This window comes from Blastococcus sp. PRF04-17, assembly GCF_023016265.1.
In the GTDB taxonomy this organism is placed as follows: Bacteria; Actinomycetota; Actinomycetes; order Mycobacteriales; family Geodermatophilaceae; genus Blastococcus_B.
In genome coordinates, this window is sequence record NZ_CP095412.1 from 157,003 (window position 1) to 179,561 (window position 22,559).

Annotated in this window: 25 protein-coding genes; 12 read left to right on the forward strand and 13 right to left on the reverse strand. The window is 73.1% G+C overall.

From position 1 onward, the window contains the following. The first annotated feature begins 93 nt into the window (after nt 1–93). Together MVA48_RS00830 and MVA48_RS00835 are read left to right on the forward strand one after the other, a co-directional pair. Nucleotides 94–1,266: an MFS transporter gene (locus MVA48_RS00830; RefSeq protein WP_246984656.1), complete on the forward strand. Its 1,173-nt coding sequence runs from the start codon at nt 94–96 to the stop codon at nt 1,264–1,266. Next, on the forward strand, nt 1,227–1,430 hold the full coding sequence (locus MVA48_RS00835) for a hypothetical protein (protein WP_246984658.1): 204 nt from the start codon (nt 1,227–1,229) through the stop codon (nt 1,428–1,430). The genes MVA48_RS00830 and MVA48_RS00835 overlap by 40 nt, the downstream gene beginning before the upstream one ends. A 7-nt stretch (nt 1,431–1,437) precedes the next feature. Here MVA48_RS00835 and MVA48_RS00840 read toward each other — a convergent pair whose 3' ends face one another. The 3 genes from MVA48_RS00840 to MVA48_RS00850 are packed head-to-tail and all read right to left on the reverse strand — an operon-like array spanning nt 1,438 to nt 4,963. Next, a complete protein-coding gene (locus MVA48_RS00840; protein WP_246984660.1) occupies nt 1,438–2,232 on the reverse strand; it encodes a 3-oxoacyl-ACP reductase in 795 nt (264 codons plus the stop codon). A 2-nt stretch (nt 2,233–2,234) separates the two neighbouring features. After that, nucleotides 2,235–3,602 (reverse strand): aldehyde dehydrogenase family protein, encoded by a 1,368-nt coding sequence (locus tag MVA48_RS00845; RefSeq protein ID WP_246984662.1) that lies wholly within the window; start codon nt 3,600–3,602, stop codon nt 2,235–2,237. Then, complete coding sequence (locus MVA48_RS00850) at nt 3,599–4,963, reverse strand: glutamine synthetase family protein (protein ID WP_246984670.1); 1,365 nt, start codon at nt 4,961–4,963, stop codon at nt 3,599–3,601. Before MVA48_RS00850 ends, MVA48_RS00845 begins: the two co-directional genes overlap by 4 nt. Nucleotides 4,964–5,134: 171 nt before the next feature. On the opposite strand from MVA48_RS00850, the gene MVA48_RS00855 reads away from it, so the two are divergent. Continuing rightward, nucleotides 5,135–6,670, forward strand: coding sequence for an amino acid permease (locus MVA48_RS00855; protein WP_246984672.1), 1,536 nt, complete (start codon nt 5,135–5,137; stop codon nt 6,668–6,670). 1 nt (nt 6,671) lies between these two features. Here MVA48_RS00855 and MVA48_RS00860 read toward each other — a convergent pair whose 3' ends face one another. The 4 genes from MVA48_RS00860 to MVA48_RS00875 form a co-directional block, all read right to left on the reverse strand. Continuing rightward, complete coding sequence (locus tag MVA48_RS00860) at nt 6,672–7,364, reverse strand: gamma-glutamyl-gamma-aminobutyrate hydrolase family protein (protein ID WP_246984674.1); 693 nt, start codon at nt 7,362–7,364, stop codon at nt 6,672–6,674. A 77-nt stretch (nt 7,365–7,441) separates the two neighbouring features. Continuing rightward, entirely contained in the window at nt 7,442–9,088 is a 1,647-nt protein-coding gene (locus MVA48_RS00865) for a tripartite tricarboxylate transporter permease (RefSeq protein ID WP_246984676.1), read from the reverse strand. Beyond that, nucleotides 9,088–9,600, reverse strand: a complete 513-nt coding sequence (locus MVA48_RS00870) for a tripartite tricarboxylate transporter TctB family protein (protein ID WP_246984678.1) — start codon at nt 9,598–9,600, stop codon at nt 9,088–9,090. Before MVA48_RS00870 ends, MVA48_RS00865 begins: the two co-directional genes overlap by 1 nt. Further along, nucleotides 9,597–10,598 (reverse strand): Bug family tripartite tricarboxylate transporter substrate binding protein, encoded by a 1,002-nt coding sequence (locus MVA48_RS00875; protein WP_246984681.1) that lies wholly within the window; start codon nt 10,596–10,598, stop codon nt 9,597–9,599. The genes MVA48_RS00870 and MVA48_RS00875 overlap by 4 nt, the downstream gene beginning before the upstream one ends. Before the next feature lie 205 nt (nt 10,599–10,803). Here MVA48_RS00875 and MVA48_RS00880 point away from each other — a divergent pair, with 205 nt between their 5' ends. The 3 genes from MVA48_RS00880 to MVA48_RS00890 all read left to right on the forward strand — a co-directional run bounded on the left by MVA48_RS00880 (nt 10,804) and on the right by MVA48_RS00890 (nt 13,563). Beyond that, on the forward strand, nt 10,804–12,405 hold the full coding sequence (locus MVA48_RS00880; protein WP_246984684.1) for a sensor histidine kinase: 1,602 nt from the start codon (nt 10,804–10,806) through the stop codon (nt 12,403–12,405). Continuing rightward, the gene (locus MVA48_RS00885) at nt 12,402–13,097 is read left to right on the forward strand and encodes a response regulator (RefSeq protein WP_246984686.1); all 696 of its coding nucleotides are present in this window, start codon (nt 12,402–12,404) and stop codon (nt 13,095–13,097) included. Before MVA48_RS00880 ends, MVA48_RS00885 begins: the two co-directional genes overlap by 4 nt. Before the next feature lie 70 nt (nt 13,098–13,167). Continuing rightward, on the forward strand, nt 13,168–13,563 hold the full coding sequence (locus MVA48_RS00890; RefSeq protein WP_246984689.1) for a universal stress protein: 396 nt from the start codon (nt 13,168–13,170) through the stop codon (nt 13,561–13,563). A gap of 59 nt (nt 13,564–13,622) precedes the next feature. On the opposite strand, the gene MVA48_RS00895 is transcribed toward MVA48_RS00890, so the two are convergent. Beyond that, nucleotides 13,623–14,318: a GntR family transcriptional regulator gene (locus tag MVA48_RS00895; RefSeq protein ID WP_246984692.1), complete on the reverse strand. Its 696-nt coding sequence runs from the start codon at nt 14,316–14,318 to the stop codon at nt 13,623–13,625. Beyond that, a complete protein-coding gene (locus MVA48_RS00900) occupies nt 14,315–15,370 on the reverse strand; it encodes an Ldh family oxidoreductase (RefSeq protein WP_246984694.1) in 1,056 nt (351 codons plus the stop codon). The genes MVA48_RS00895 and MVA48_RS00900 overlap by 4 nt, the downstream gene beginning before the upstream one ends. 75 nt (nt 15,371–15,445) lie before the next feature. Between MVA48_RS00900 and MVA48_RS00905 the strand changes: the two genes are divergently transcribed. The 4 genes from MVA48_RS00905 to MVA48_RS00920 are packed head-to-tail and all read left to right on the forward strand — an operon-like array spanning nt 15,446 to nt 18,673. Continuing rightward, nucleotides 15,446–15,754: a putative quinol monooxygenase gene (locus MVA48_RS00905; protein ID WP_246984696.1), complete on the forward strand. Its 309-nt coding sequence runs from the start codon at nt 15,446–15,448 to the stop codon at nt 15,752–15,754. After that, the gene (locus MVA48_RS00910; RefSeq protein WP_246984699.1) at nt 15,754–16,185 is read left to right on the forward strand and encodes a cupin domain-containing protein; all 432 of its coding nucleotides are present in this window, start codon (nt 15,754–15,756) and stop codon (nt 16,183–16,185) included. Before MVA48_RS00905 ends, MVA48_RS00910 begins: the two co-directional genes overlap by 1 nt. Next, a complete protein-coding gene (locus tag MVA48_RS00915) occupies nt 16,182–17,594 on the forward strand; it encodes an NAD-dependent succinate-semialdehyde dehydrogenase (protein WP_246984707.1) in 1,413 nt (470 codons plus the stop codon). Before MVA48_RS00910 ends, MVA48_RS00915 begins: the two co-directional genes overlap by 4 nt. A 5-nt stretch (nt 17,595–17,599) precedes the next feature. Next, entirely contained in the window at nt 17,600–18,673 is a 1,074-nt protein-coding gene (locus MVA48_RS00920) for an isocitrate/isopropylmalate dehydrogenase family protein (RefSeq protein ID WP_246984709.1), read from the forward strand. Here MVA48_RS00920 and MVA48_RS00925 read toward each other — a convergent pair. Together MVA48_RS00925 and MVA48_RS00930 are read right to left on the reverse strand one after the other, a co-directional pair. Beyond that, nucleotides 18,670–19,842, reverse strand: a complete 1,173-nt coding sequence (locus tag MVA48_RS00925; RefSeq protein WP_246984711.1) for an MFS transporter — start codon at nt 19,840–19,842, stop codon at nt 18,670–18,672. The genes MVA48_RS00920 and MVA48_RS00925 overlap by 4 nt on opposite strands. Then, a complete protein-coding gene (locus tag MVA48_RS00930) occupies nt 19,839–20,543 on the reverse strand; it encodes a GntR family transcriptional regulator (protein ID WP_246984713.1) in 705 nt (234 codons plus the stop codon). Before MVA48_RS00930 ends, MVA48_RS00925 begins: the two co-directional genes overlap by 4 nt. A gap of 64 nt (nt 20,544–20,607) precedes the next feature. Between MVA48_RS00930 and rraA the strand changes: the two genes are divergently transcribed. Continuing rightward, nucleotides 20,608–21,093, forward strand: coding sequence for a ribonuclease E activity regulator RraA (gene rraA / locus MVA48_RS00935; RefSeq protein WP_246984715.1), 486 nt, complete (start codon nt 20,608–20,610; stop codon nt 21,091–21,093). Between the two features lie 4 nt (nt 21,094–21,097). Here the strand turns inward: rraA and MVA48_RS00940 are convergent, their stop codons facing one another. Further along, nucleotides 21,098–21,331 (reverse strand): hypothetical protein, encoded by a 234-nt coding sequence (locus MVA48_RS00940; RefSeq protein ID WP_246984717.1) that lies wholly within the window; start codon nt 21,329–21,331, stop codon nt 21,098–21,100. A gap of 20 nt (nt 21,332–21,351) precedes the next feature. On the opposite strand from MVA48_RS00940, the gene MVA48_RS00945 reads away from it, so the two are divergent. Beyond that, complete coding sequence (locus tag MVA48_RS00945) at nt 21,352–21,981, forward strand: hypothetical protein (protein WP_246984719.1); 630 nt, start codon at nt 21,352–21,354, stop codon at nt 21,979–21,981. 4 nt (nt 21,982–21,985) lie between these two features. Here the strand turns inward: MVA48_RS00945 and MVA48_RS00950 are convergent, their stop codons facing one another. After that, nucleotides 21,986–22,537 (reverse strand): dihydrofolate reductase family protein, encoded by a 552-nt coding sequence (locus tag MVA48_RS00950; RefSeq protein ID WP_246984721.1) that lies wholly within the window; start codon nt 22,535–22,537, stop codon nt 21,986–21,988. Between the last annotated feature and the right edge of the window lie 22 nt (nt 22,538–22,559).

The following is a 22,559-nucleotide window of genomic DNA, read 5'->3' on the forward strand; positions in this document are numbered from 1 at the left end:
AGTGCGGGTGCCCGAGGTCGTGTGCTCTTCCCCCGCCCCTGAGGCCACCTCTCGAAGACGCGAGTGGCCGGCGTCTTCGTCCGAGAGGTCCCCGTGCCCGCCCTGTCCTGCCTGCCGCGCGCCCGCGTGCCCGGCATCCGCGTCCCCCCGCCGTCCGTCGCCCGCCTCCGGGCGGCCGTCACCGCGCTGTTCGTCCTGGACGGCGCCGTCTTCGGCAGCTGGGCCGCCCGCGTCCCCGACGTCGCGGCCGCCGTCGGCGCCGGTCACAGCACCCTCGGCATCGCACTCCTCTGCCTGTCCCTCGGCGCGCTGGTCTGCATGCGCTTCACCGGCGGCTGGTGCGCCCGCTTCGGCGCGGGCCCGGTGAGCGCGGCCGGTGCCGTCGCGGTGTCGGCCGCCGCGCTGCTGCCCGGCCTGGTCGGCTCGGTCCCGGCGCTCTGCGTCGCCCTGTTCGTGTTCGGCGCCGCCACCGGTCTGGTGAACGTCGCGGCCAACGCCGTCGGCGTGCAGGTCGAGGCGAGCGTCGGACGCCCGATCCTGTCCGGCCTGCACGCCGGCTTCAGCATCGGCGGCCTCGCCGGCGCTCTGGTCGGCGGCGCGCTGTCGCCCGTGCTCGGTGTCGCCGGTCACCTGGCCCTGGTCGCCGCCGCGGGGCTCTTCGTCAGCGCCTGGGCGCTGCCGTCACTGCTGGGCGCGGGTCGAGAAGCCTGCTCCGACACCTCCCGGGCCGCCGGTGAACCGGTCCGCCGTCCGACGGCGGTGCTCGTGGTCCTCGGCGCGATCGCCGGGTGCACCGCGTTCGGCGAGGGCGCCCTGACCGACTGGGGGGCGCTGCTGCTGCGCGAGCAGCTGGCCGCGCCGGCCACCGTGGCCGCCGCCGGCTACGCCGGCTTCTCGCTGGCGATGGCCGCGGGCGGCTCGCCGGCGGGCGGCTGCTGCAGGCGACGGGGGAGCGGCGGCTGCTGGTCGGGGGCGCGCTGCTGGCCGCGGTCGGCGCGACCGCTGCCGTCACGACGTCGTCCCTCGAGGTGGCGCTGGCCGGGTTCGTGCTCGTCGGCCTCGGGCTGGCCAACGTCTTCCCGCTGGCGATCGGCCGCGCCGGCCTGCTCGGCGGCGCGCGGGGCATCGCGCTCGCGACGACCGTCGGCTACACCGGGCTGCTCGGCGGCCCGCCGGCGATCGGCCTGCTCGCCGAGTCCGCCGGCCTGCCGGTCGCGGTCGGCTCGGTGGCGCTGCTCGCGGTGGTGGCGGCCCTGCTCGTGCTGACCATCTCCGGCGAGCGCGTCCGGCTGCCCCGGCCGCGCACGCTGCTCGACCGCGCCGTCGCCGCCGGCGGCCGGCTGCAGCCGGTGGTGTCCGGCTTCGGGCACGGCACCGGCGTCTACGTGCGCGACCTGCAGGTGCTCATCCCGGAGCAGCGGCGCTCCTGACGGCCGCTCACAGCGGGGTGACGTAGGCGCCGCTGATGCCGCCGTCGACGAGGAACTCCGACGCGGTCATGAACGAGGAGTCGTCGCTGGCCAGGAAGGCCACCGCGGCGGCGATCTCCTCGGCCTGCGCGAACCGGCCCATCGGGATGTGCACCAGCCGGCGGGCGGCGCGCTCCGGGTCCTTGGCGAACAGCTCGCGCAGCAGCGGCGTGTCCACCGGCCCCGGGGAGAGCGCGTTGACCCGGATGCCCTCGCGGGCGAACTGCACGCCGAGCTCGCGGGACATCGCGAGCACCCCGCCCTTGGACGCCGTGTAGCTGATCTGCGAGGTCGCCGCACCCATGCGGGCCACGAACGACGCGGTGTTGATGATCGAGCCGCGGCCGCGGGCCTGCATGTGGGGGATCGCCGCCTTGCAGCACAGGTACACCGAGGTCAGGTTGACCTCCTGCACCCGGCGCCACGCCTCGAGCCCGGTGACGAGGATCGAGTCGTCGTCGGGGGGCGAGATGCCGGCGTTGTTGAAGGCGATGTCCAGCCCGCCGTAGGCGTCGACGGCGGACTGGAACAGGGCGTCCACCTGCTCGGGGGAGGTGACGTCGACCTGGACGAACGTCCCGCCGGCCTCGTCCGCCGCGGCCTTGCCGGCCGCGGCGTCGACGTCGCCGACGACGACCTTCGCGCCCTCGGCGGCGAACCGGCGCACGGTGGCCAGCCCGATGCCGCTGCCGCCACCGGTCACCACGGCCACCCGGTCGACCAGCCGCCGGACCACCACGGCTGGCTCGTTGACGCTGCTCACGTTCAGACCTCCGTCGACAGGAACACGTTCTTCTCGTCGGTGAACGCGTGCAGGGCGTCGGGCCCGAGCTCGCGGCCCAGGCCGGACTGCTTGAAGCCGCCGAACGGCGTCGAGTAGCGCACCGACGAGTTGCTGTTGACCGACAGGTTGCCGGCCTCGATGCCGCGGGAGACCCGCAGCGCGCGGCCGAGGTCGCGGGTCCAGACCGAGCCGGACAGCCCGTACTCGCCCTCGTTGGCCATCCGCACGGCGTCGTCCTCGTCCTCGAACGGGACGACCGCGACGACGGGCCCGAAGATCTCCTCGGTCACCGCCCGGTCCCGCGGATCGACCGGCGCCAGGACCGTCGGAGGGAACCAGAAGCCGGGGCCGTCGGGCGCGCTGCCGCGGAAGGCCACCGGGGCGTCGTCGGGCACGTACGAGGCAACCCGCTCCCACTGGCCGCGGCTGATCAGCGGCCCCATCTCGGCCGTCTCGGACGACGGGTCCTCGACCCGGAAGCCGGTCACCGCCGGCTCCAGCAGCTCGAGGAACCGGTCGTACGCCGAACGCTGGACGAGGATCCGCGACCGCGCGCAGCAGTCCTGGCCGGCGTTGTCGAACACCGCCGACGGGGCCCCGGCCGCGGCCTTCGCCAGGTCGGCGTCCGCGAAGACGACGTTGGCGCTCTTGCCGCCGAGCTCCAGGGTGACCCGCTTGATCCGGTCCGCGCAGCCGCGCATGACCCCCTTGCCGACCTCCGTGGAGCCGGTGAACACGATCTTGCGCACGTCGGGGTGGTCGACCAGCCGCTGGCCGACCACCGCCCCCTTGCCCGGCAGCACGGTGAACACGTCCTCGGGGAGGCCGGCCTCCAGCGCCAGCTCGCCCAGCCGCATCGCGGTCAGCGGGGTCAGTTCGGCCGGCTTGAGGACGACGGTGTTGCCGGCCGCCAGTGCCGGGGCGAACGCCCAGCCCGCGATGGGCATCGGGAAGTTCCACGGCACGATCGCGCCCACGACGCCCAGCGGCTCGCGGAAGGTGAAGTCGACCCCGCCGGCGACCGGGATCTGCCGGCCGAACAGCCGCTCGGGCGCCGCGCTGTAGTAGGTCAGGACGTCGCGGACGTTGCCCGCCTCCCAGCGCGCGTTGCCGATCGTGTGGCCGGCGTTGCGGACCTCGAGCCGGGCCAGCTCCTCGACGTGCGCGTCGACCTGCTCGGCGAACCGGCGCAGCAGTCGCCCGCGGTCGGCCGGCGCCACCTGCCGCCAGTCCGCGAAGGCGCGGCGGGCGCGGGCGACGGCGGCGTCGGTCTCGTCGGCGTCCGCGAGCGGAACGGTGGTGAGGACCTCCTCGGTGGCCGGATCGACGACGTCGAAGGTGCTGCTCACAGCCGTTCGAACCCCCGGAACCTCTCCCAGTCGGTGACCGCCCGGCCGAAGGCGGCCAGCTCGACGGCGGCCATGTTGGCGTAGTGGTCGACCACGTCGTCGCCGAATGTAGTTCGGGCGAACTGGCTGCCCCGCCACAGGTCCAGGGCCTCGGCCAGGCTGGTCGGCACGTGCTCGGCGGACGGGTCCTCGTAGGCGTTGCCCTCGAAGGCCGGCTCCAGCTCGAGCCGCTGCTCGATGCCGGCCAGCCCGGCGGCCACGACGGCGGCGGTGGCCAGGTAGGGGTTCACGTCGCCGCCGGGGATGCGGTTCTCCAGCCGCAGCGAGGCGCCGTGCCCGACCAGCCGGAAGGCGCAGGTGCGGTTGTCCCGGCCCCAGCGCAGCGCCGTCGGGGCGAAGGAGCCCTCGACGAAGCGCTTGTAGGAGTTGATGTTGGGCGCCAGCAGCAGGGTGAGCTCGCGCATGTACCTCAGCTGTCCGGCGACGAACGACCGGCCGACGTCGGAGAGGCCGGGGCCGTCGGCCAGCACCAGGGCGCCGTCGGTGCCCCGGAAGCTGCAGTGGATGTGGCACGAATTGCCCTCGCGGGCGTCGAACTTGGCCATGAAGGTCAGCGCCATGCCCTCCTGGGCGGCGATCTCCTTGGCGCCGTTCTTGTAGACGGCGTGCCCGTCGCAGGTACGGACGGCCTCGTCGTAGAGGAACGCGATCTCGTGCTGGCCGAGGTTGCACTCGCCCTTGGCCGACTCCACGGTCAGACCCGCGCCGGTCATGTCGTTGCGGATGCGGCGCAGCAGCGGCTCGATCCGCGCGGTGCCCAGCACCGAGTAGTCGACGTTGTACTGGTTGGCCGGGGTGAGGCCGCGGTAGCCGGCGTCCCAGGCCTGCTCGTAGGTGTCGCGGAAGACGAGGAACTCCAGCTCCGTGCCGACGTAGGCGGCCATGCCGGCCTCGGCCAGCCGTTCGGTCTGCCGGACCAGGATCTGCCGCGGCGACGCGACGACCGGGCTGCCGTCCTCCCACCGCAGGTCGGCCAGCGCCATCACCGTGCCGGGGTTCCACGGCACCGGCCGCAGCGTCGAGAGGTCCGGCTGCATCACGAAGTCGCCGTAGCCGGTCGACCACGACGACATCGCGTAGCCCTCGACGGTGGTCATCTCGACGTCGACGGCGAGCAGGTAGTTGCAGCCCTCGGTGGCGTGCTCCAGGACGACGTCGAGGAAGTAGCGGGCGTGCAGGCGCTTGCCCTGCAAGCGGCCCTGCATGTCGGTGAACGCGACCAGGACGGTGTCGACGAGTCCGTCCTCGACCTGACGGCGCAGATCGTCGACGGTGAGGGCCGGGCGATCGGACTGGGGCACGGGCGGACCTTAGGGGCGGCGCGATGCGCCCACAAGCGGAGATCCGCAGCGTCACCTGCTCGTTCCGTCCCGCCGGTTCCCTCTTGACCTGCGGCTCTGCGTGCCGCCACCCTGACCGCCGCACGCCCACGTTCCGGCCCGCACCACCACTGCCAGGTCAGGAGAACGCGCATGTCCGCACCCCACCCCCGCGGCGCCTCGGGCATCACCTACAAGCACGCCGAGGAGGGCTACTTCGACAAGCGCGGGCTCACCCGCACCGCAGGGTTCTGGGGACTGTGGGGACTCGGGGTCGCCGCCGTCATCTCCGGTGACTTCTCCGGGTGGAACTTCGGTGTCGGCGGCGCCGGGTGGGGCGGCTTCCTCATCGCCACGGTGGTCGTCACCCTGATGTACGTCGCGATGATCGCCAGCATCGGCGAGATGTCGGCGGCCATGCCGCACACCGGCGGCGCCTACTCCTTCGCCCGCTCGGCGATGGGGCCGTGGGGCGGCTTCGTCACCGGCCTCGCCGAGACCATCGAGTACGTCGCGACGACGGCGGTCATCGTCTACTTCTCCGCCTCCTACGCCGACAGCATCACCGACGAGCTGTTCGGCCTGTCGATGCCGGGCTGGATGTGGTGGATCATCCTCTACGCGATCTTCCTGCTGCTGAACATCGCCGGTGCGGAGGTCTCGTTCCGGTTCGCCGTCGTCGTCGCCGTCCTCTCCCTGGCGGTCATCGCGCTGTTCGCCGTCATGGCGCTGTTCTCCGGTGCCCTGGACTTCGGCAACCTCTTCGACATCGAGCCGACCGACGGCAACAGCGAGTTCGTGCCGTTCGGCTGGTGGCAGGTCGTGCTCGCGATGCCGTTCGCCATGTGGCTCTACCTCGGCATCGAGGAGCTCCCGCTGGCCGCCGAGGAGTCGCACATGCCGGCCCGCGACATCCCGCGCGCCGGCCTCTGGGGCCTGGGCACGCTGATCGTCAGCGGCGGCATCGTGCTCGTGCTCAACCCGGCGGTCGTCGGCGCCTCGGCGATCGGGAGCACCGACGAGCCGCTGCTCGACGGGTTCCGCGCCATCCTGCCCAACAGCGACGTCGCCGCGATCCTCTCGGCCTTCGCGCTGATCGGCCTGTTCGCCTCGCTGCAGGGGATCATGTTCGCCTACGGCCGCAACATCTACTCGCTCAGCCGGGCCGGCTACTACCCCAAGGCGCTGTCCCTGACCGGCGCCCGCAGGACGCCGTGGATCGCACTGGTCGTCGGCGCCGTCATCGGGTTCGCGGCGCTGCTGGGCATCCAGGCCTTCGGTGACACGGTCGGCGACGTCGTCCTGAACATCGCGGTGTGGGGTGCCGTCCTCGCCTACCTGCTGCAGATGGTGTCGTTCGTGCTGCTCCGCCGGAAGTTCCCGACCGCCGGCCGTCCCTACCGCAGTCCGTTCGGGGTGGCCGGTGCCGTGTTCGCCGGTGCGATCGCTGCGCTGATCTTCGTCGGCGTCATGCTGAACGAGGCCTACCGCGAGGCGATCGTCGCCGTCGCGGTCATCTACGTCGTCGCGCTGGTCGGTTTTGCTGCCTTCGGCCGGCACCGCCTGGTGCTCTCGCCCGAGGAGGAGTACGCGATGTCCGGCGGCCTGCACGGCGACCCGCAGGCCGAGGGCTACGGCGCGATCGACGTGGAGGACATCGACCCGGAGGCCCGTTCGAGCTCGGTCTGAGTCATCCACCGGCCGTCGCGGCGACGAGCTCCTCGAAGAGGCGGGCGTCATCGCCCGTCTCGGGGTGCCACTGCACGGCGAGGCAGAACCGGCGGGCGGTGTCCTCGACGCCCTCGACGAGGCCGTCCTCGGCCCAGGCCGAGGCGGTGAGTGCGGGCGCGATCCGGTCGAGCGCCTGGTGGTGGTGGCAGTTCACCGTGGTCGTCGGCCCGAGGACGGCGTCGAGCCGGCTGCGGGGATCGGTGCGGATCTTCCGCTCGGCGTACATCCCGAGCCCGAGCTGGTGCGGCTGGGTGCCCGGGACGGCGGGGAGGTGCTGCATCAGGGTGCCGCCGAGGTGGACGTTGAGCAGCTGCATGCCCCTGCAGATGGCCAGGAGCGGCAGGTCCCGGTCCAGGGCGGCCTCGAGGACGGCGACCTCGGCGGCGTCGCGGTCGGGTCGCGTGGCGGTGGTGTGCGGGCCGGGATCGGCGCCGTAGCGGGCGGGGTCCACGTCGGCGCCGCCGGCGAGCACCAGCCCGTCGAGCCGCGCGACGACGCCGGCCGTGGTCGCCCCGGTCGGCAGCAGCACCGGCTCGCCGCCGGCCCGCGAGACGGCGTCGGCGTAGGCGGCCGGCAGCAGGACGGCCGGCACGTCCCAGAACCCCCACCGCGCCTGCTCGCGGTAGGTGGAGATGCCGATCAACGGAAGCATGGCCGTCAGTGTGCCCGGAACGCGACGGAGGCCGGGAGCACAGCTTCCCTGCGCTCCCGGCCTCCGCGACCAGGCTCCTAGAGGCCGCTCGGCTCCCCGAAGTCGGGCTTCCTGCGCGCCCTGTCGCCGATGCCGTCGCCGAGGTCGTCGCCGGGATGCCGCTCGACCGACACGGCGGAGGTGAGCCCGTGCTGGTGGTGCGCCTCCTCGATCTCGTGGACCGCGTCGGCGAGGACCGGGACGACCGCCTTGCGGGGGAGCACCCGGCGGACCAGCGGCCACAGGACCACCAGTCCGACGACCAGGTAGATGACGACGGCGAACGGGTCGACCAGGCCGCCGAGGTCGCCGTTGCTGATCTGCAGCGCCTGGCGCAGCTCCTCCTCGGCGAACGGACCCAGGATCACGCCGATGATCGCCGGCAGGATGGGCAGGCCGTACCGCCGCATCATGAAGCCGAGCCCGCCGATCGCCAGCAGCAGGAAGAGGTCGAACGACGAGGCATCGGCCGCGTAGGCACCGAGGCAGGAGAAGAAGAGGATGCCCGCGTACAGGTACGTGCGGGGGATCCGGAGCAGCCGGGCCCACAGCGGCGCAAGTGGCAGGTTGAGCACCAGCAGCGCCGTGTTGCCGATGAACAGGCTGGCGATCAGGCCCCAGACCAGGACCGGCTCGGTCTCGAACAGCCGGGGGCCGGGCTCGATGCCGTAGGTCGTGATCGCCGCGAGCATGACCGCCGCGGTCGCGGTGGTGGGGATGCCCAGGGTCAGGAGCGGGACCAGGCCGCCCGCGGCCGAGGCGTTGTTCGTGGCCTCCGGGCCGGCCACTCCCTCGATGGCGCCCTTGCCGAACTGCTCCGGGTGCTTGGACAACCGCCGCTCGGTGACGTAGGAGAGGAACGTCGGGATCTCGGCGCCGCCGGCGGGGATCGCGCCGAAGGGGAAGCCGATGGCGGTGCCTCGCAACCACGGCTTCCACGACCGCCTCCAGTCCTCCCGGCTCATCCGCGGGTTGCTCACCGGCGTGATGTCCAGGGGCCGCCGGCGGAGGTGGGCCGCCGTCCAGAGCGCCTCGCCGACGGCGAACAGGCCGACCGCCACGACGATGACGTCGATGCCGTCGGCGAGCTCCGGGACGCCGAAGGTGAGCCGCTGCTGACCCGAGGTGAAGTCGATGCCGATGAGGCCGATCGCCAGCCCGATGCCCAGCGCGGCCAGACCGCGGACGCGTGAGCTGCCGAGCACGGAGGTGACGGCGACGAAGGCGAGGAGCATCAGCGCGAACGTGTCGGCGGGCGAGACCTCGATGGCGAGATCGGCGATCACCGGAGCCACGAACGCCAGCAGCAGGGTGGCGATGGTGCCCGCGACGAAGGAACCGATCGCGGCGGTGGCCAGGGCCTGCGCGGCTCGTCCGCTCTTGGCCATCTTGTTGCCCTCGACCGCGGTCACCACGGACGCGCTCTCGCCGGGGGTGTTGAGCAGGATCGAGGTCGTGGACCCGCCGTACATGCCGCCGTAGTAGATGCCGGCGAACATGATGATCGCGGTGGTGACGTCCAGCCCCCGCGTCAGCGGGAGCAGCAGGGCGATCGTCATGGCCGGGCCGATGCCGGGCAGGACGCCGATCGCGGTCCCCAGCAGCACGCCGAGGAATGCGTAGAGCAGGTTCGTCGGCGTCAGCGCCGTCCCGAAACCGCCGATCAGTTCGGTCAACGCGTCCATCAGAGGATGCCCTTCAGGATGCCGACCGGCAGGCTGGTGCCGAGACCGAGGACGAACAAGTACCAGGTGCCGAACGACAGGACGACCGCGATCGCGGCGTCGCGGATGTAGTGCCGGCTGCCGAGCGCGAAGGCGGATCCCCAGAAGAGGATGGCGCCGGAGATCGGCCAGCCGAGCGGCTCGATGAGCAGGGCGTTGGCGATGAACGCGGCGGCGAGCAGGCCGACCGTCCTCCAGTCGCTGCGGCCGGTGAGTTCGATGTCCTCGCCGCCTTCCGGCTCACCGCGCCCGCCGCGCCACACGTCGACGGCGAGGAAGCCGGCGACGACCACCAGCAGGATCCCGACGGCGGTCGGGACGGCGCCGGGCCCGACCGGGCCGCGGGCGATCCGGCTCTCCGGGAGGAGGAGCGCCTGGACGATCAGCAGGATCCCGAGAGCCCCGAGGAACAGGGCCACTCCGAGTTCGGAGCGGCCCTGCTCCTGGGTGCCGCCGGGGGCGGCGGAGCTCATGCCAGGCCCAGCTCGCTCATGACCGTCTCGACGCGGTCGCTCTCCTCGGCGAGGAAGTCCGTGAAGTCCTCGCCGGGGATGAACGCGTCGGTCCAGCCCTGTTCCTCGAGCACCGCCTGCCACGCCTCGCTGTCGTGCATCTCGGTGACCGCGTCGACGAAGCGCTGGGTCTCCTCCTCCGAGATGCCCGGTGCCGCCACGATGCCCCGCCAGTTGGCGAACACCAGGTCGATGCCCTCCTCGGTGAGGGTGGGAGCGTCGACGCCCTCGACGGGCTCCTCGCTGGTGACGGCGAGGATGCGGACCTGACCCGCCGCGGCCGGCTCGCTGACCTCGCCGACGCCGGTCGCGGCGAACTGGACGTCCCCGCCGAGGATGCCGGCCAGCAGCTCACCGCCGCCGTCGTAGGGCACGTAGTTGACGTCGACGGGGTCGACGCCGACCTCCTGCGCCAGCAGCATGGGCGTCAGGTGGTCGGGGCCACCGGGGTTGGAGGCGCCGCCGACGGGGACGTTGGCGGGGTCGTCCTTCCACGCCTCGACGAGGTCGTCGATCGACTGGAACGGGGACTCGGCGGGGACGACGATCGCCTCGGCCTCCTCGATCAGCTTGGCGATCGGCGTGGTCTGGTCGAGGGTCGCCTCGGACTGGTTGCTGAACTGCGCGCCGACGACGCCGAGGCCCATCTGCATGAGCATCTTGGCGTTGCCCTCCTCGTTGACCAGTCGCTGGAGACCGACCGTGCCGCCGGCGCCCTCGAGGTTGAACACCTCGATGTTCGAGGCGAGCTCCTCGCCCTCCAGCACCTCGGCGACCGCCCGGCCGGTGGTGTCGTAACCGCTGCCCGCGGAGTTCGGGATCAATACGCGGAGACCGTCGATCGGGCCGTCAGCGCCGTCGGCGGCCGACCCGCCCTCCGCGGTGGTCCCGCACCCGGTCAGCACCAGGCCGACGGCGACAGCGCCGACGGCCAGCTTCCGCACGGAAGCAGTACGCATCTGAGTCCTCCTGTGTCGTCCGGCGGGGGCCCGCCGTCGCAGCGAAGGTCGCAACCGGCGTGGCGCGTGTCACCCTTGAGTGCGCAATGAGCGTTGTGGTCGTTGTGGTCACGGCCACACCGGCGACAACGGCGTGTCGCCGTGGTGTCCTGTGGATCACCGGCCGGGTCCCGACCGGAGATCCAGCGCGTCGACGGGAGGAGCCGTGAGCAAGCGGCTGTCGCTGGCCGGCCAGCTGCTGGCGCTGCAGGTGGTCATCATCTGCGTCGTCCTCGTCGGCGTCGCCGCGGTCACCGTCGCCCAGTCGACCAGCCGTGCCCAGGAGTCCGAAGGCCGCCGGGCGCTCGGCGTGGCCGAGACCCTGGCCAACGCCCGGATCTTCCGCGAGGCCCTCGAGGAGCGCGAGGCCGCCTACGTCCGGATCGCGGCCGAGAGCACCCGCAGCGTGTCCGGGTCCGCCTCGGTCGTCGTCGCGCTGGACGACCGGACGGTGGTCGCGAGCGCCGACCCGGCCGAGCTCGGCAAGCCCTTCCCCGTGGGCGAGAGCACGATCCTGGAGGGCCGGGCGTGGGTGGGGGAGCGCGAGTTCAGGGGCCGGCCCGCCGCAGTCGCGATGGTGCCCGTGCTGACCGGCCCCCGACGGGACACGGAAGGCTTCGTCGTCGTCACCCGGTTCTACCCGTCGTTGCTCGACGGCCTGAACGAAGCCGCCCCGAACCTGCTCACCTACCTCGGCGTGGCCAGCCTCATCGGGATCGGCGGATCGCTGCTCATCGCCCGCCGGGTGAAGCGGCAGACCCTGGGCCTGGAGCCGAAGGAGATCGTCGGCCTGGTCGAGCACCGGGACGCCATGCTGCACGGCATCCGGGAAGGGGTCGTGGGCCTGGACACGCGCGGCCGGGTCACGCTCGTGAACGACGAGGCGATCCGGCTGCTGCGCATACCGGGCGACGCGATCGGTCGAACGCTCGAGGAGCTCGGGGTCGACGAGGAGATGCGCGACGCGCTGCTCACCGGTCAGGTGGAGCGCGACCGGGCGGTCGGCAGCCAGGGCCGCGTGCTCGTGGTCAACCGGCTGCCGATCTCCAGCCGCGGCCGGGCGATCGGCTCGGTCACCACTCTGCGCGACCGCACGGAACTGCTCGAGCTGCGCCGCGAGCTGGACCTGACCATGCACGTCACCGACACGCTGCGGGCCCAGGCGCACGAGTTCGACAACCGGCTGCACACGATCGCCGGACTCATCGAGATCGGCGAGGCCGAGGAGGCGGTCCGCTTCGTCCACCGCGTGACCTCCAGCCGGTCGGAGTTCAGCGCCGCGGTGACGTCGTCGATCCGGGACCCGTCGGTCGCCGCCCTGCTGATCGCGAAGGCCAGCCAGGCGGCCGAGCTCGGCGTCGACCTGCGCATCGCGCCGGACTCGTCGCTGCCGGCCCTGGCCGAGGAGCTCAGCGGCGACGTGACGACCGTCGTCGGCAACCTGGTGGACAACGCCCTGGACGCCGCCGCGACCGCGCCGCAGCGCTGGGTCGAGGTGAGCGTCGGCCTGGTGGACGGCGAGGTCGAGGTCGTGGTCCGCGACTCGGGGCCCGGCGTGCCGCCGGGGATGGAGAAGGAGGTCTTCCGCCGCGGCGTCTCGACGAAGACGGCCGGACCGGGCGAGCGGGGCATCGGCCTCTCCCTGGTGCACCTGCTGTGCACCCGGCGGGGCGGCGACGCGACGGCATCGTCGGAGGGTGGGTCGGTCTTCACCGCCCGGCTGCCGGTCGACGCGCAGACCGTGGACGGCACGCTGGTGGACGCATGATCCGCGTGCTCATCGTCGACGACGACTTCATGGTGGCGAAGGTGCACGCCGGGTTCGTCGCCGCGCTCGACGGTTTCGAGGTCGTCGGCACCGCGTCCACCGGGGCCGCGGCGCTGGACGAGGTCCGGCGCCTCCGCCCCGACCTGGTGCTGCTCGACGTCTACCTGCCCGACACGACCGGACTGGACGTGCTGCGCCGGTTGCGGGCGAACGGGGCAGACACCGATGTCATCGTCATCAGCGCCGCCAGGGACGTCGACAGCATCCGCACCGCGCTGCACGGCGGGGTCCTGAACTACCTGGTCAAGCCGTTCGACCGGCGCACGTTCGAGGCGCGGCTGCGGGACTACGCCGCGCTGCGCAGCGAGCTGTCCGAGCTGGGCGAGGCCGGCCAGGGTGACGTGGACCGCCTGTTCGGCACGGCACGGGGGAGCGCGGTGCGGCAGCCGGTCAGCACCCCGAAGGGCATCGCGCCGGAGACGCTGGCGCTGGTCCGCGAGACGCTCGCCGCGGCGGGGGAGGGCGGCCTCTCGGCGACGGAGTGCAGCGAGCGGACGGGGCTGGCGCGGGTCAGTGCCCGGCGCTACCTGGAGCAGCTGGTCACCGTCGGGGAGGCCGAGGTGCGGCAGCGGTACGGGACGGCGGGCCGGCCGGAGCGGCGGTTCACGATGCGGGGCCCGCGCCGGGCGTGACCGCAATGACCGGAACGTCCGTTAGCGCCGCAAAGCTGACGCCGGCTGTGGGCTCGGCCACGCTGCGCCCATGACGATCGTCGTGGGCTACGTCCCCACCCCCGAGGGAGAGGCCGCGCTCTCCGCCGCGATCAGCGAGGCCGGGCTCCGCGAGCAGCCGCTGCACGTGGTCAACACCTCCCGCGGCGACTCGCTGGTCGACAGCCGGTTCGCCTCGGAGGACGCGCTGACCGCCGTCCGGGCGAAGCTCGACGCCGCCGGTGTCGTGTACGAGATCGACCAGCACGTGAGCAGCCATGACGCCTCGGACGAGGTCGTCGACGCGGCCGACCGGGTCAAGGCCAGCCTCATCGTGATCGGCCTGCGGAGGCGGACGCCGACCGGGAAGCTCATCACCGGCAGCCAGGCGCAGCGGATCCTGCTCGACGCCAACTGCCCCGTCCTGGCAGTCAAAGCAACCTACTGACGACCAGAACCGCGGTTTCGGTCGCGGCCACCGGGGGCCGGAACCGCGGTTTCGGTCGCTCAGCCGAGGAGCTCGACGCCGTCGGACGGCGCTTCGGCGAGGTTGCGGAAGATCGTCCGCACGCTCTCCGCGAGGTGCCCGGCGATGAGCGTCGCCGCGGCGTCGGCGTCCCCGGCCAGCAGGGCGTCGCAGATCGCGAGGTGCTCGCCGACGGACACGTCGGTGCGTTGCGGGTCGAGATGGGAGAGGTTGCGCAGCCGCGCGGTGTGCGGCCGCAGGTCGGCGATCGCCCGCCGCAGGTGCTCGTTGCGCGTCGCGCCGATGATCGCCCAGTCGAAGCGGTCGGCCAGCTCGTAGAACGCGCGCGACCGCTCCTGGGACGGCGAGCGGCCCTGGATGCGCGCGAAGCCGGCCCGCATGTCGGCGAACGCCTGCCGCGTCGCCGGATCGGCCGCGGCGGTCTGCGTGGCCTGGCGGATCGCGGCCGGCTCGAGCAGCTGCCGGTACTCGAACAGGTCGCGGACGCTCTGCGCCGACACCCGGGACACCCGGGCACCCAGGCGCGGCGTGAGGTCGACGAGGCCCTCGGCGGCCAGCCTCCTCAGCGCCTCGCGGACCGGGGTCCGGGACGCGCCGGTGCGCTCCACGAGCCACAGCTCCGACAGGGGCGTCCCGGGAGCCAGCTCGCCGAGCTCGATCTCCTCCTTGAGCTGCGCATGGACCTGGTCGGCCTTGCTCGGCCCGAGGTCGGTCACCGTGAGCTCCCGAACGGCACACCGGTCTCGTCGCCCAGCCGACGCAGCTCGGCGAGCGACTCCGCGGCGAGGGTCACCCCGCCGGCGGCCAGGTTCGCCGCCTCGGCGCGGTCCTCCACCTCGCCCGGGTAGAACACCTCGTCGAAGCCCTGTGCCAGGGGCACGTCCTTCACCTCGTCGATCAGTCGCCGGACCCGCTCCTCGTAGTCTGCCGGGTCCCCGAGCGCGGCGGGGTCGATCGCCAGGAACAGGTGACCGGCGCGGCTGCGCGCCGCCGGCTCGTACGGCCCGTGGACCTCTGTGCCGACGCCGCTGCCGGTGAGGGCGCCCGAGAGCACGTCCATCAGGAACGTGATCGCGTACCCCTTGTGCCCCGCCATGGGCAGGACGACGCCGAGCACGCCCTCCGCGGGGTCGGTCGTGGGCGCCCCGTCGCCGGTCAGCGCCCAGCCGTCGGGAATCGGCTCGCCCTTGTTCCTGGCCAGGTAGATCTTGCCGCGGGCCACCGCGGTGTTGGCGATGTCGACCGCCACGACCCGCCCGTCGGGCGCCGGTGCCGCGATCGACCACGGATTGGTGCCGAGTACCTTCCGCCGGCCGCCCCAGGGCGCCATGGCCGGGCTCGCGTTCGTGGTGAGGACGGCGACCACGCCGTCCCGGGCGGCGCGGCGGGTGAACCACATCGCCGTCCCGAAGTGGTTGGAGTTGCGGACGCCGACCGCGCCGATGCCGTGCGCGCGGGCGCGCTTCACGGCGAGCACCCGGGCCCGCTCGGTGAGCACCTGGCCGACGCCGTCCCGCCCGTCGAGCAGCACCAGGGGGCCGGTGTCGGCCAGCACCACCGGATCCGTGACGGCGGCCATCGCCCCGCTGCGGAGGCGCGCCGCGTACCAGGGGAGGCGCAGCATCCCGTGCGAGCCGTGCCCCCAGAGGTCCGCCTGCACGAGGCTGTCGGCGACCAGATCGGCGTCGAGCGCCGGTACGCCGAGCGCCCGGAGCACCTGGCTGCCGAACGACCGGAGCTCCTCCGGCGTGGATCGCTGCGCGGTCATCGCGCCCCCTTCCCAACAGGTTCGGTCTCTTGTATACAAGGTTGCATACAACGACTCGGAGCGGAAGGACGGCGGATGTTCAGCCTGGTGGTGCGGATGGAGGTCCGGCCCGGCCGGCGCGCGGAGTTCCTGGCCGGTATCGCGGCCAACGCGGAGGCCTCGGTGCGCGACGAACCCGGCTGCCTGCGGTTCGACGTCTGCTCCGTCGCCGGCGACGAGAACCGCTTCCTCCTGTACGAGCTGTACGTCGACGAGGCGGCCTTCGCCGCGCACAAGGGCGCCCCCCACTTCGCCCAGTGGCGCACCGTCGCCGCCGAGGTCGTCGCGAACCAGGTCAACACGACGGGCTCGCTGCTGGTCACCCACACCACCGAGGAGTCCTGATGCGCAACCAGCCCGCCCCGCCGTCGATGGTCCTGCGCCCGGAGGAGATCGAGCGCTTCGACCGCGGCAACGGCGTCGTCACGATCCCGTTCGTCGGCAAGTGGAACTGCCAGGAGAACAGGATCACGACCGGGATGACCGTGTTCTCGCCCGGCACGGGCATCCCGCTGCACTCGCACAACGTCGAGGAGTCGGTGCTGGTCCACGAGGGCGAGGCGACGGCCGTCGTCGGCGACGAGGAGTTCGACCTCGTGGCCGGCCAGGCCACCTGGGTCCCGGCGGGCGTCCCGCACTGCTTCCGCAACCGCGGGGAGGGGCCGATGACCATCTACTGGGTCTACGGCGGGCGCGACGTCACCCGCACCATCACCGCCACCGGCGAGACGTTCGAGCACCTGTCGGAGAGCGATCGGGGCGCGCGCAGGTCATGAGCACCCTGGTCACGTACAACCCCGCGACCGGCGAGCCGCTGGCCGAGTACGCCACGTTCACCGACGCCGAGGTCGACGCCGCGCTGACCGCCGCCAGCGAGGCGCAGCGGAGGTGGGCCGCGCGGCCCATCGAGGACCGCGCCGCCGTCCTCCGCCGCGTCGCCCAGATCCTGAGGACCGAAACCGCGGATCTGGCTCTTCTGGTCACGCGGGAGATGGGCAAGCCGCTGGTCGAGGCGCGGGCCGAGGTCGAGAAGTGCGCGACGACCTGCGACTACTACGCCGACAACGCCGCGGTCTACCTCGCCGACGAGCCGGTCGTGACCTCCGCTGACCGCAGCTGGATCTCCTACGAGCCGGTCGGCGTCGTGCTCGCCGTCATGCCGTGGAACTTCCCGCTCTGGCAGGTGCTGCGCTTCGCCGCCCCGGCCCTCATGGCCGGCAACGGCGCCCTGCTCAAGCACTCGCCCAACACGACCGGGTGCGCCGTCGCGGTGCAGCGCGTCGTCGCCGCCGCCGGCGCGCCGGAGGGGCTGTTCGGGGCGCTCGTCGTCGCCGAGGCCGACGTCCCCGCCGTCACGCAGCGGCTGATCGCGGACCCGCGGATCGGCGCGGTGACGATCACCGGCAGCGAGCGGGCCGGCCGGGCGGTCGGCGCAGCGGCCGGCGACTCGATCAAGAAGTCGGTCCTCGAGCTCGGCGGCTCCGACGCCTTCGTCGTCCTCGCCGACGCCGATCTGCCGCGGGTCGCCGCCCTGGCCGCGCGCGGCCGGCTGATGAACGCCGGGCAGAGCTGCATCTCGCCGAAGCGGCTGATCGTCGACGCGTCGGTGGCCGAGGAGTTCACCCGGCTGCTCGTGACCGAGGTCGAGTCCCTGGTCGTCGGCGACCCCGAGAAGGACGGCACGCACGTCGGGCCGATGGCCCGGGCCGACCTGCGCGACGGCGTCCACCGGCAAGTCGAGGCCTCGGTCGAGGCGGGGGCAAGGGTGCTCACCGGCGGCCGGCCGCTGGAGGGTCCCGGCTGCTTCTACGCCCCGACCGTCCTCGCCGGGGTCGCGCCGGGCCAGGTCGCCTACGACGAGGAGGTCTTCGGTCCCGTGGCCGCGGTCATCGTGGCCGACGGCGACGACGACGCGGTCCGCATCGCCAACGACACCCGCTTCGGCCTCGGCGCCAGCGTCTGGACGACCGACCCCGAGCGCGGGGTCGCCGTCGCCCGCCGGATCCGCTCCGGCGCCGCCTTCGTCAACGCGCTGGTCGCCTCCGACCCGCGCATGCCCTTCGGCGGTACCCGGGCCAGCGGCTACGGCCGCGAGCTGGCCGCTGCGGGGATCCGCGAGTTCGTCGACGTCCGCACCTGGTGGGTTCTGGACGAGCCCGCCGCCACCGCCCCCGTCTCGGAGTGAGTGCCATGAAGAACTACCGCCTCGGCGTCATGCTCGGCGACGGCATCGGCCCGGAGATCGTTCCCGCGTCGGTACGGGTGGTCGACGCCGCCCTCGCCGCCGCCGGTGCCGACCCCGTCGACTGGCGGGAGCTGCCGCTCGGGGCCTCGGCCATCGACGAGCACGGCAGTGCCATCCCGCCCGCGACGCTGACCGCGCTCGCCGAGCTGGACGGCTGGCTGCTCGGCCCGCACGACAGCGCCGCCTACCCCGAGCCGAACCGCAGTCAGCTCAACCCGAGCGGCGCGATCCGCAAGCACTTCGACCTGTACGCGAACATCCGCCCCGCACGGGGGTTCGGAGGTGGCAAGGCCATCGCTCCGGACACCGACCTGGTGATCGTCCGGGAGAACACGGAAGGGTTCTACGCCGACCGCAACACCTACGCCGGCACGGGTGAGTTCATGCCGTCGGCCGACGTCGCGGTCTGTCTCGGCATCTTCACCCGCCCGGCCGTCGAGCGGATCGCCCGCACCGCGTTCGAGCTGGCCCGGCGTCGGCGGGGCAAGGTGACGATCGTGCACAAGGCCAACGTGCTGCAGCTGTCCTCCGGGTTGTTCAAGAGGGTGTGCCTGGAGGTGGCCGAGGGCTACCCGGACGTCGAGGTCGACGACTTCCACATGGACGCGACGACCGTGCACCTGCTCCGCCGGGCGTCGTCCTTCGATGTCCTCGTCGCCGAGAACATGTTCGGCGACATCCTGTCCGACATGGCCGGCGAGCTGGCCGGCTCCCTCGGCATCGCGCCGTCGATCAACGCCTCCGACGACCGCTGCATGGCCCAGGCCGCGCACGGGTCCGCTCCCGACATCGCCGGCAAGGGGCTGGCCAACCCGATCGCGATGATCCTGTCCTCGGCCATGCTCCTCGACTGGCTCGGCACCCGGAACGGCGACGCGATGGCGGCCGACGCCGCCGTCCGGGTGGAGGAGGGCGTCCGCGCGGCGGTGCTCGGGGGAGTGGCCACGCGCGACCTCGGCGGTCAGGCGTCGACCGACGAGTTCACCGCCGCGGTGGTGGAGCGCATCGCCGGGAGCTAGGTGGCGCGACCGCCGTCGACCGCCAGGCGCCGGGCCGCGACCCCCACGACGGCCAGTGCGCCGGCGGTGGCGACGAGGACTCCGGCCGCTCCCACGCCGGCGGCCACGAGCCCCACGGCGCTCGGGATGAGCACCTGCCCGAGCCGGTTGCCGGTGAGCCGCAGCGACATCGCGCGGCCACGGAGACCGGCCGGGGCCACCTCGGCGAGCCACGACATGGTGACCGGCTGGCCGACACCCAGTCCCAGTCCGAGCAGGACGACCAGCACGACGGTGACGGCCGCGGGCAGCGGGACGGCGATCGCACCCATCGAGGCAGCCGAGAGCGCCACGCTGGTGATCATGAGCCGGCGTCGGCCGACCAGCGCCACGAGGCGGCCGAGGAAGAATCGGGACGTCATCGACGCCACCGCGCGCAGCGTCAGCAGCAGGCCGACGAAGCCGGCTGCCAGGCCGCGGTCGGCGCCGAGTGCCGGCAGGTAGACGAGGGTGATGTCCACGGCCGCGAGGACGACGCAGCTCACCAGCAGGGCCCGCAGGAGACCCGGCACGCGCAGCAGTGTCCGCATGCCACGGCCCTCGGTCAGCTCCCCCGACGCGTGCCTGGGAGGCATCCGGAGCAACGCGGTGCAGATCAGCAGGACGACGCCCAGGACCGTCGCGGTGAGGAAGATCGGCCGGGTGTCGGGCAGTGCGCCCTCCCCGCCCATCAGCGTGATGAGGGCAGGGCCGGCCGCCTGCCCCAGCGACGCCGCGAACGTGTAGTAGCCGAAGGCTGCGTCGAACCTGCCCGGAGCGGCGGTGTTGGCCACGGCGGCCTGCTGCCCGACCACGGACAGCAGATGTCCCGTGCCCAGGAGCACGCTCGCCACCACCAGCCCGGCGGCGCCGCCGCGCTCGGTGGCGAACACCGCCGCCGACACCACGATCAGCACCCCGCCGGCGAGCATCACCCGGCGCTCCCCGAAGCGGTCGGTCGCCTGTCCGGACGGCACGGCGAGCAGCAGCGGGACGACGGCGAAGGAGGCGGTGAGCGCTCCCAGCCAGGCGGCCGGGACGCCCAGTTCGAGCGCCCGGTACGCCGATGTCGGCCGGAGGACGAAGGTGACGACCTGGGTGAGCGCCGAGTGCAGGAGGAGCAGGGCCAGGAGGCGGCGTCCCGGGGTCACCCCTGCCGTCCGGACGCCGGCTCCTCGTGGGTCAGTCGGCCGAGGGACCGTGCCCCGAGGCTCGTCTCGACGTGCCGCCGCATGAGGGCGGCCGCTTCGTCGGCGGCTCCGTCGCGGACCGCCTCGAACAGCTGCCGGTGCTCGGTCGCGCGTGCGTCGCGCTCGTCGTCCGTCCGGCCGCCTTCGAGTCCGTGCCTGCGGTAGCGGTCGGTCTTGACCCAGAGCCCGTCGAGCAGTTCCACGAGCAGGGCGTTGTGCGACGCGCGGTGGATGGCGGCGTGGAACCGGTGGTGGCTCGCCAACTGGTGCGCCGACGGTCGGTCACCCAGCGACTCCAGGCCCTCGAGCGCGCTCCGGATGTCCGCCACATCGGCCTGCGTCCGCCGCTGCGCGGCGAGGGACGCGGCCAACGGGTCGAGGCTGCCGCGCAGCTCGAGCAGATCGCGTGCTTCGGCGGCGTCCAGGGGTCGCACCCGCGCGTCCCGGTGGGCGTCGAGCTCGACCAGCCCGTCCTGCTTCAGGCGGCGCAGTGCCTCGCGCAGGGGAGTGGTGCTCATGCCGATGGCCCGGGCGAGGGCACCCTGCTGCAGCACGTCCCCGGGTGCCAGGTCGCCGGACAGGATGAGGGCGCGGACCCGGGTGTAGGCCAGGTCGCTCTTGGTGGCGAAACCCGGTTCGCCGGATTCGGGGGACGCCGTCACTGTCACTCCTCGGTCACTGGTTATAGGTTATAACCTCCGCGTGACTCCGGGAGAACGAGCTGCCATGACCTACGCCACCACCGATCTGTGCGACGCCCATCCCGAGATCCAGGTCTGCGAACCGGTGTTCCAGGTCTTCGGCGGCAACCGACGCTTCAGCGGCCCGATCGCCACGCTCAAGGTGTTCGAGGACAACACGCTGATCAAGCAGGCGGTCGAGAGCCCGGGGGAGGGCCGGGTGCTGGTGGTCGACGGCGGCGGCTCCAAGCGCTGCGGGCTGGTCGGCGGCAACCTGGCCGTCTCGGCCGCCACGAACGGCTGGGCCGGCGTCGTCGTCTACGGCTGCATCCGGGACGCCGACGAGCTGGCCGAGCAGCCCCTCGGCGTCCGGGCGCTCGGCGCGTTCCCGCGCAAGAGCCAGCGCGGCCTGCACTCCGGTCAGGCCGGCATCCCGGTCGTCTTCGCCGGGGTGGTGTTCCGCGAGGGGGAGTGGCTGTGCGCGGACGCCGACGGCGTCGTCGTCCTGCCGGAGGCCCCGGCCGGCGTGTGACCGGTCAGCGGCGGCGGAGGAGACGGGCGACGCGGTGCGTGCGGCCGGCACGCAGTTCGGCGACGGTGGGTGGCGCCGGCTCCGGCTCCTCGTCCAGCGAGGCGTGCCGCTCGTGCAGCCGCGCCCGGACGTCGTCGGCTGTGTAGGCGCGGCGCTGCCGTTCGTTGCGGGCCAGCACGGCGCCACCGGCCGCGACACCCGCCAGACCGGCCAGTCCCAGGATCTTCCAGAGGCGCACGGTCCGTAACCTACTGGCCCGTGCCCCAGCTCTCCCTGGACGAGGCGGTCGACCTCACCCGCACCGGCGACGTGTGGGTCTTCCGCGGCGCCTCGATCGCCGACCGCGCGATCCGGGCGGTGACCAACGCGCCGGTGAACCACGTCGGCATGGCGGTCGTCCTCGAGGACATGCCGCCCCTCCTCTGGCACGCCGAACTCGGCCGGTCCCTGCCCGACGCCTGGACCGGCCAGCACCAGCGCGGCGTGCAGCTGCACGACCTCCGCGACGCCGTCACCACCTGGCGGCACCGGTACGGCCAGCGCGCCTGGCTCCGGCAGCTGGTCGGCCCGGCCGACGACGGCGGCGTGACGCCGGAAATGGAGGACGCCGTCCTGCGCACCATCGCGCGCCTGGACGGCCGGCCGTTCCCGACCACCCGCGGCCTGGTCCGCGGCTGGGTCAACGGCCGGCTGCGGCGGCGGACCTCGGCGGAGACCGTCTTCTGCGCCGAGCTGGTGGCCGCGACCTACACCGCCATGGGCCTGCTCCCCGATGACCGGCCGCTCAACGCCTACGACCCGGGCAGCTTCTGGTCCGGCGACGACCTGGACCTGCTGCAGGGCGCCCGCCTCGGCGTCGAGATCCCCGTCGACGTCCCGGCCGCGTGAGGGGTCACTTCACCCGGTAGGTGCTCTGCACCATGCCACCGGGGAACGTCCTCGTGTCGACGTGTTCCAGCGCGATGTCGGCGTCGAGCTCGCCGAACGGCGTGTGCCCGGTGCCGATGAGCACCGGCACCCGCGACAGGGTCAGGTCGGCGACCAGCCCGGCCCGCAGGAACTGGTGGACCGTGCGCCCGCCGTCGACGTACACCCGCCGGTACCGCGCCTCGGTCAGCGCGGTGACCGCCTCCTCGTAGGAGCGGTGCACGGTGATCCGGTCGTCGGCGCCGGGCGTCAGCGTCGTGCTCAGCACGTGCACCGGCTTGCCCTGGTAGGGCCACTCGTCGAACGGTGCGATGACGTCGTACGTGGCGCGGCCCATGACCAGCGCGTCGATGCCGGCGACGAACTCGGTGAAGCCGAAGTCGCCGCCGGCGCCGTCGTCCGGCCCGGAGTTGGCGTCGGCGCCGCCGGTGAGCCAGGCGATGTCGCCGTCGAGGCGGGCGATGAACCCGTCGACGCTCATGCCGAGGAACACGTGGCCGGTGAAGGAAGCGTCCATGGCCGACACCCTGCACCCGCGG

Bases quoted from the DNA above. Each gene is read 5' to 3' on its own strand.
- MVA48_RS00920 (WP_246984709.1), top strand. From the start codon at position 17,600: ATGAAGAACTACCGCCTCGGCGTCATGCTCGGCGACGGCATCGGCCCG.
- rraA (WP_246984715.1), top strand. From the start codon at position 20,608: ATGACCTACGCCACCACCGATCTGTGCGACGCCCATCCCGAGATCCAG.
- MVA48_RS00860 (WP_246984674.1), bottom strand. From the start codon at position 7,364: ATGCTTCCGTTGATCGGCATCTCCACCTACCGCGAGCAGGCGCGGTGG.
- MVA48_RS00910 (WP_246984699.1), top strand. From the start codon at position 15,754: ATGCGCAACCAGCCCGCCCCGCCGTCGATGGTCCTGCGCCCGGAGGAG.
- MVA48_RS00875 (WP_246984681.1), bottom strand. From the start codon at position 10,598: ATGCGTACTGCTTCCGTGCGGAAGCTGGCCGTCGGCGCTGTCGCCGTC.
- MVA48_RS00915 (WP_246984707.1), top strand. From the start codon at position 16,182: ATGAGCACCCTGGTCACGTACAACCCCGCGACCGGCGAGCCGCTGGCC.
- MVA48_RS00885 (WP_246984686.1), top strand. From the start codon at position 12,402: ATGATCCGCGTGCTCATCGTCGACGACGACTTCATGGTGGCGAAGGTG.
- MVA48_RS00870 (WP_246984678.1), bottom strand. From the start codon at position 9,600: ATGAGCTCCGCCGCCCCCGGCGGCACCCAGGAGCAGGGCCGCTCCGAA.
- MVA48_RS00855 (WP_246984672.1), top strand. From the start codon at position 5,135: ATGTCCGCACCCCACCCCCGCGGCGCCTCGGGCATCACCTACAAGCAC.
- MVA48_RS00900 (WP_246984694.1), bottom strand. From the start codon at position 15,370: ATGACCGCGCAGCGATCCACGCCGGAGGAGCTCCGGTCGTTCGGCAGC.
- MVA48_RS00950 (WP_246984721.1), bottom strand. From the start codon at position 22,537: ATGGACGCTTCCTTCACCGGCCACGTGTTCCTCGGCATGAGCGTCGAC.
- MVA48_RS00865 (WP_246984676.1), bottom strand. From the start codon at position 9,088: ATGGACGCGTTGACCGAACTGATCGGCGGTTTCGGGACGGCGCTGACG.
- MVA48_RS00890 (WP_246984689.1), top strand. From the start codon at position 13,168: ATGACGATCGTCGTGGGCTACGTCCCCACCCCCGAGGGAGAGGCCGCG.
- MVA48_RS00905 (WP_246984696.1), top strand. From the start codon at position 15,446: ATGTTCAGCCTGGTGGTGCGGATGGAGGTCCGGCCCGGCCGGCGCGCG.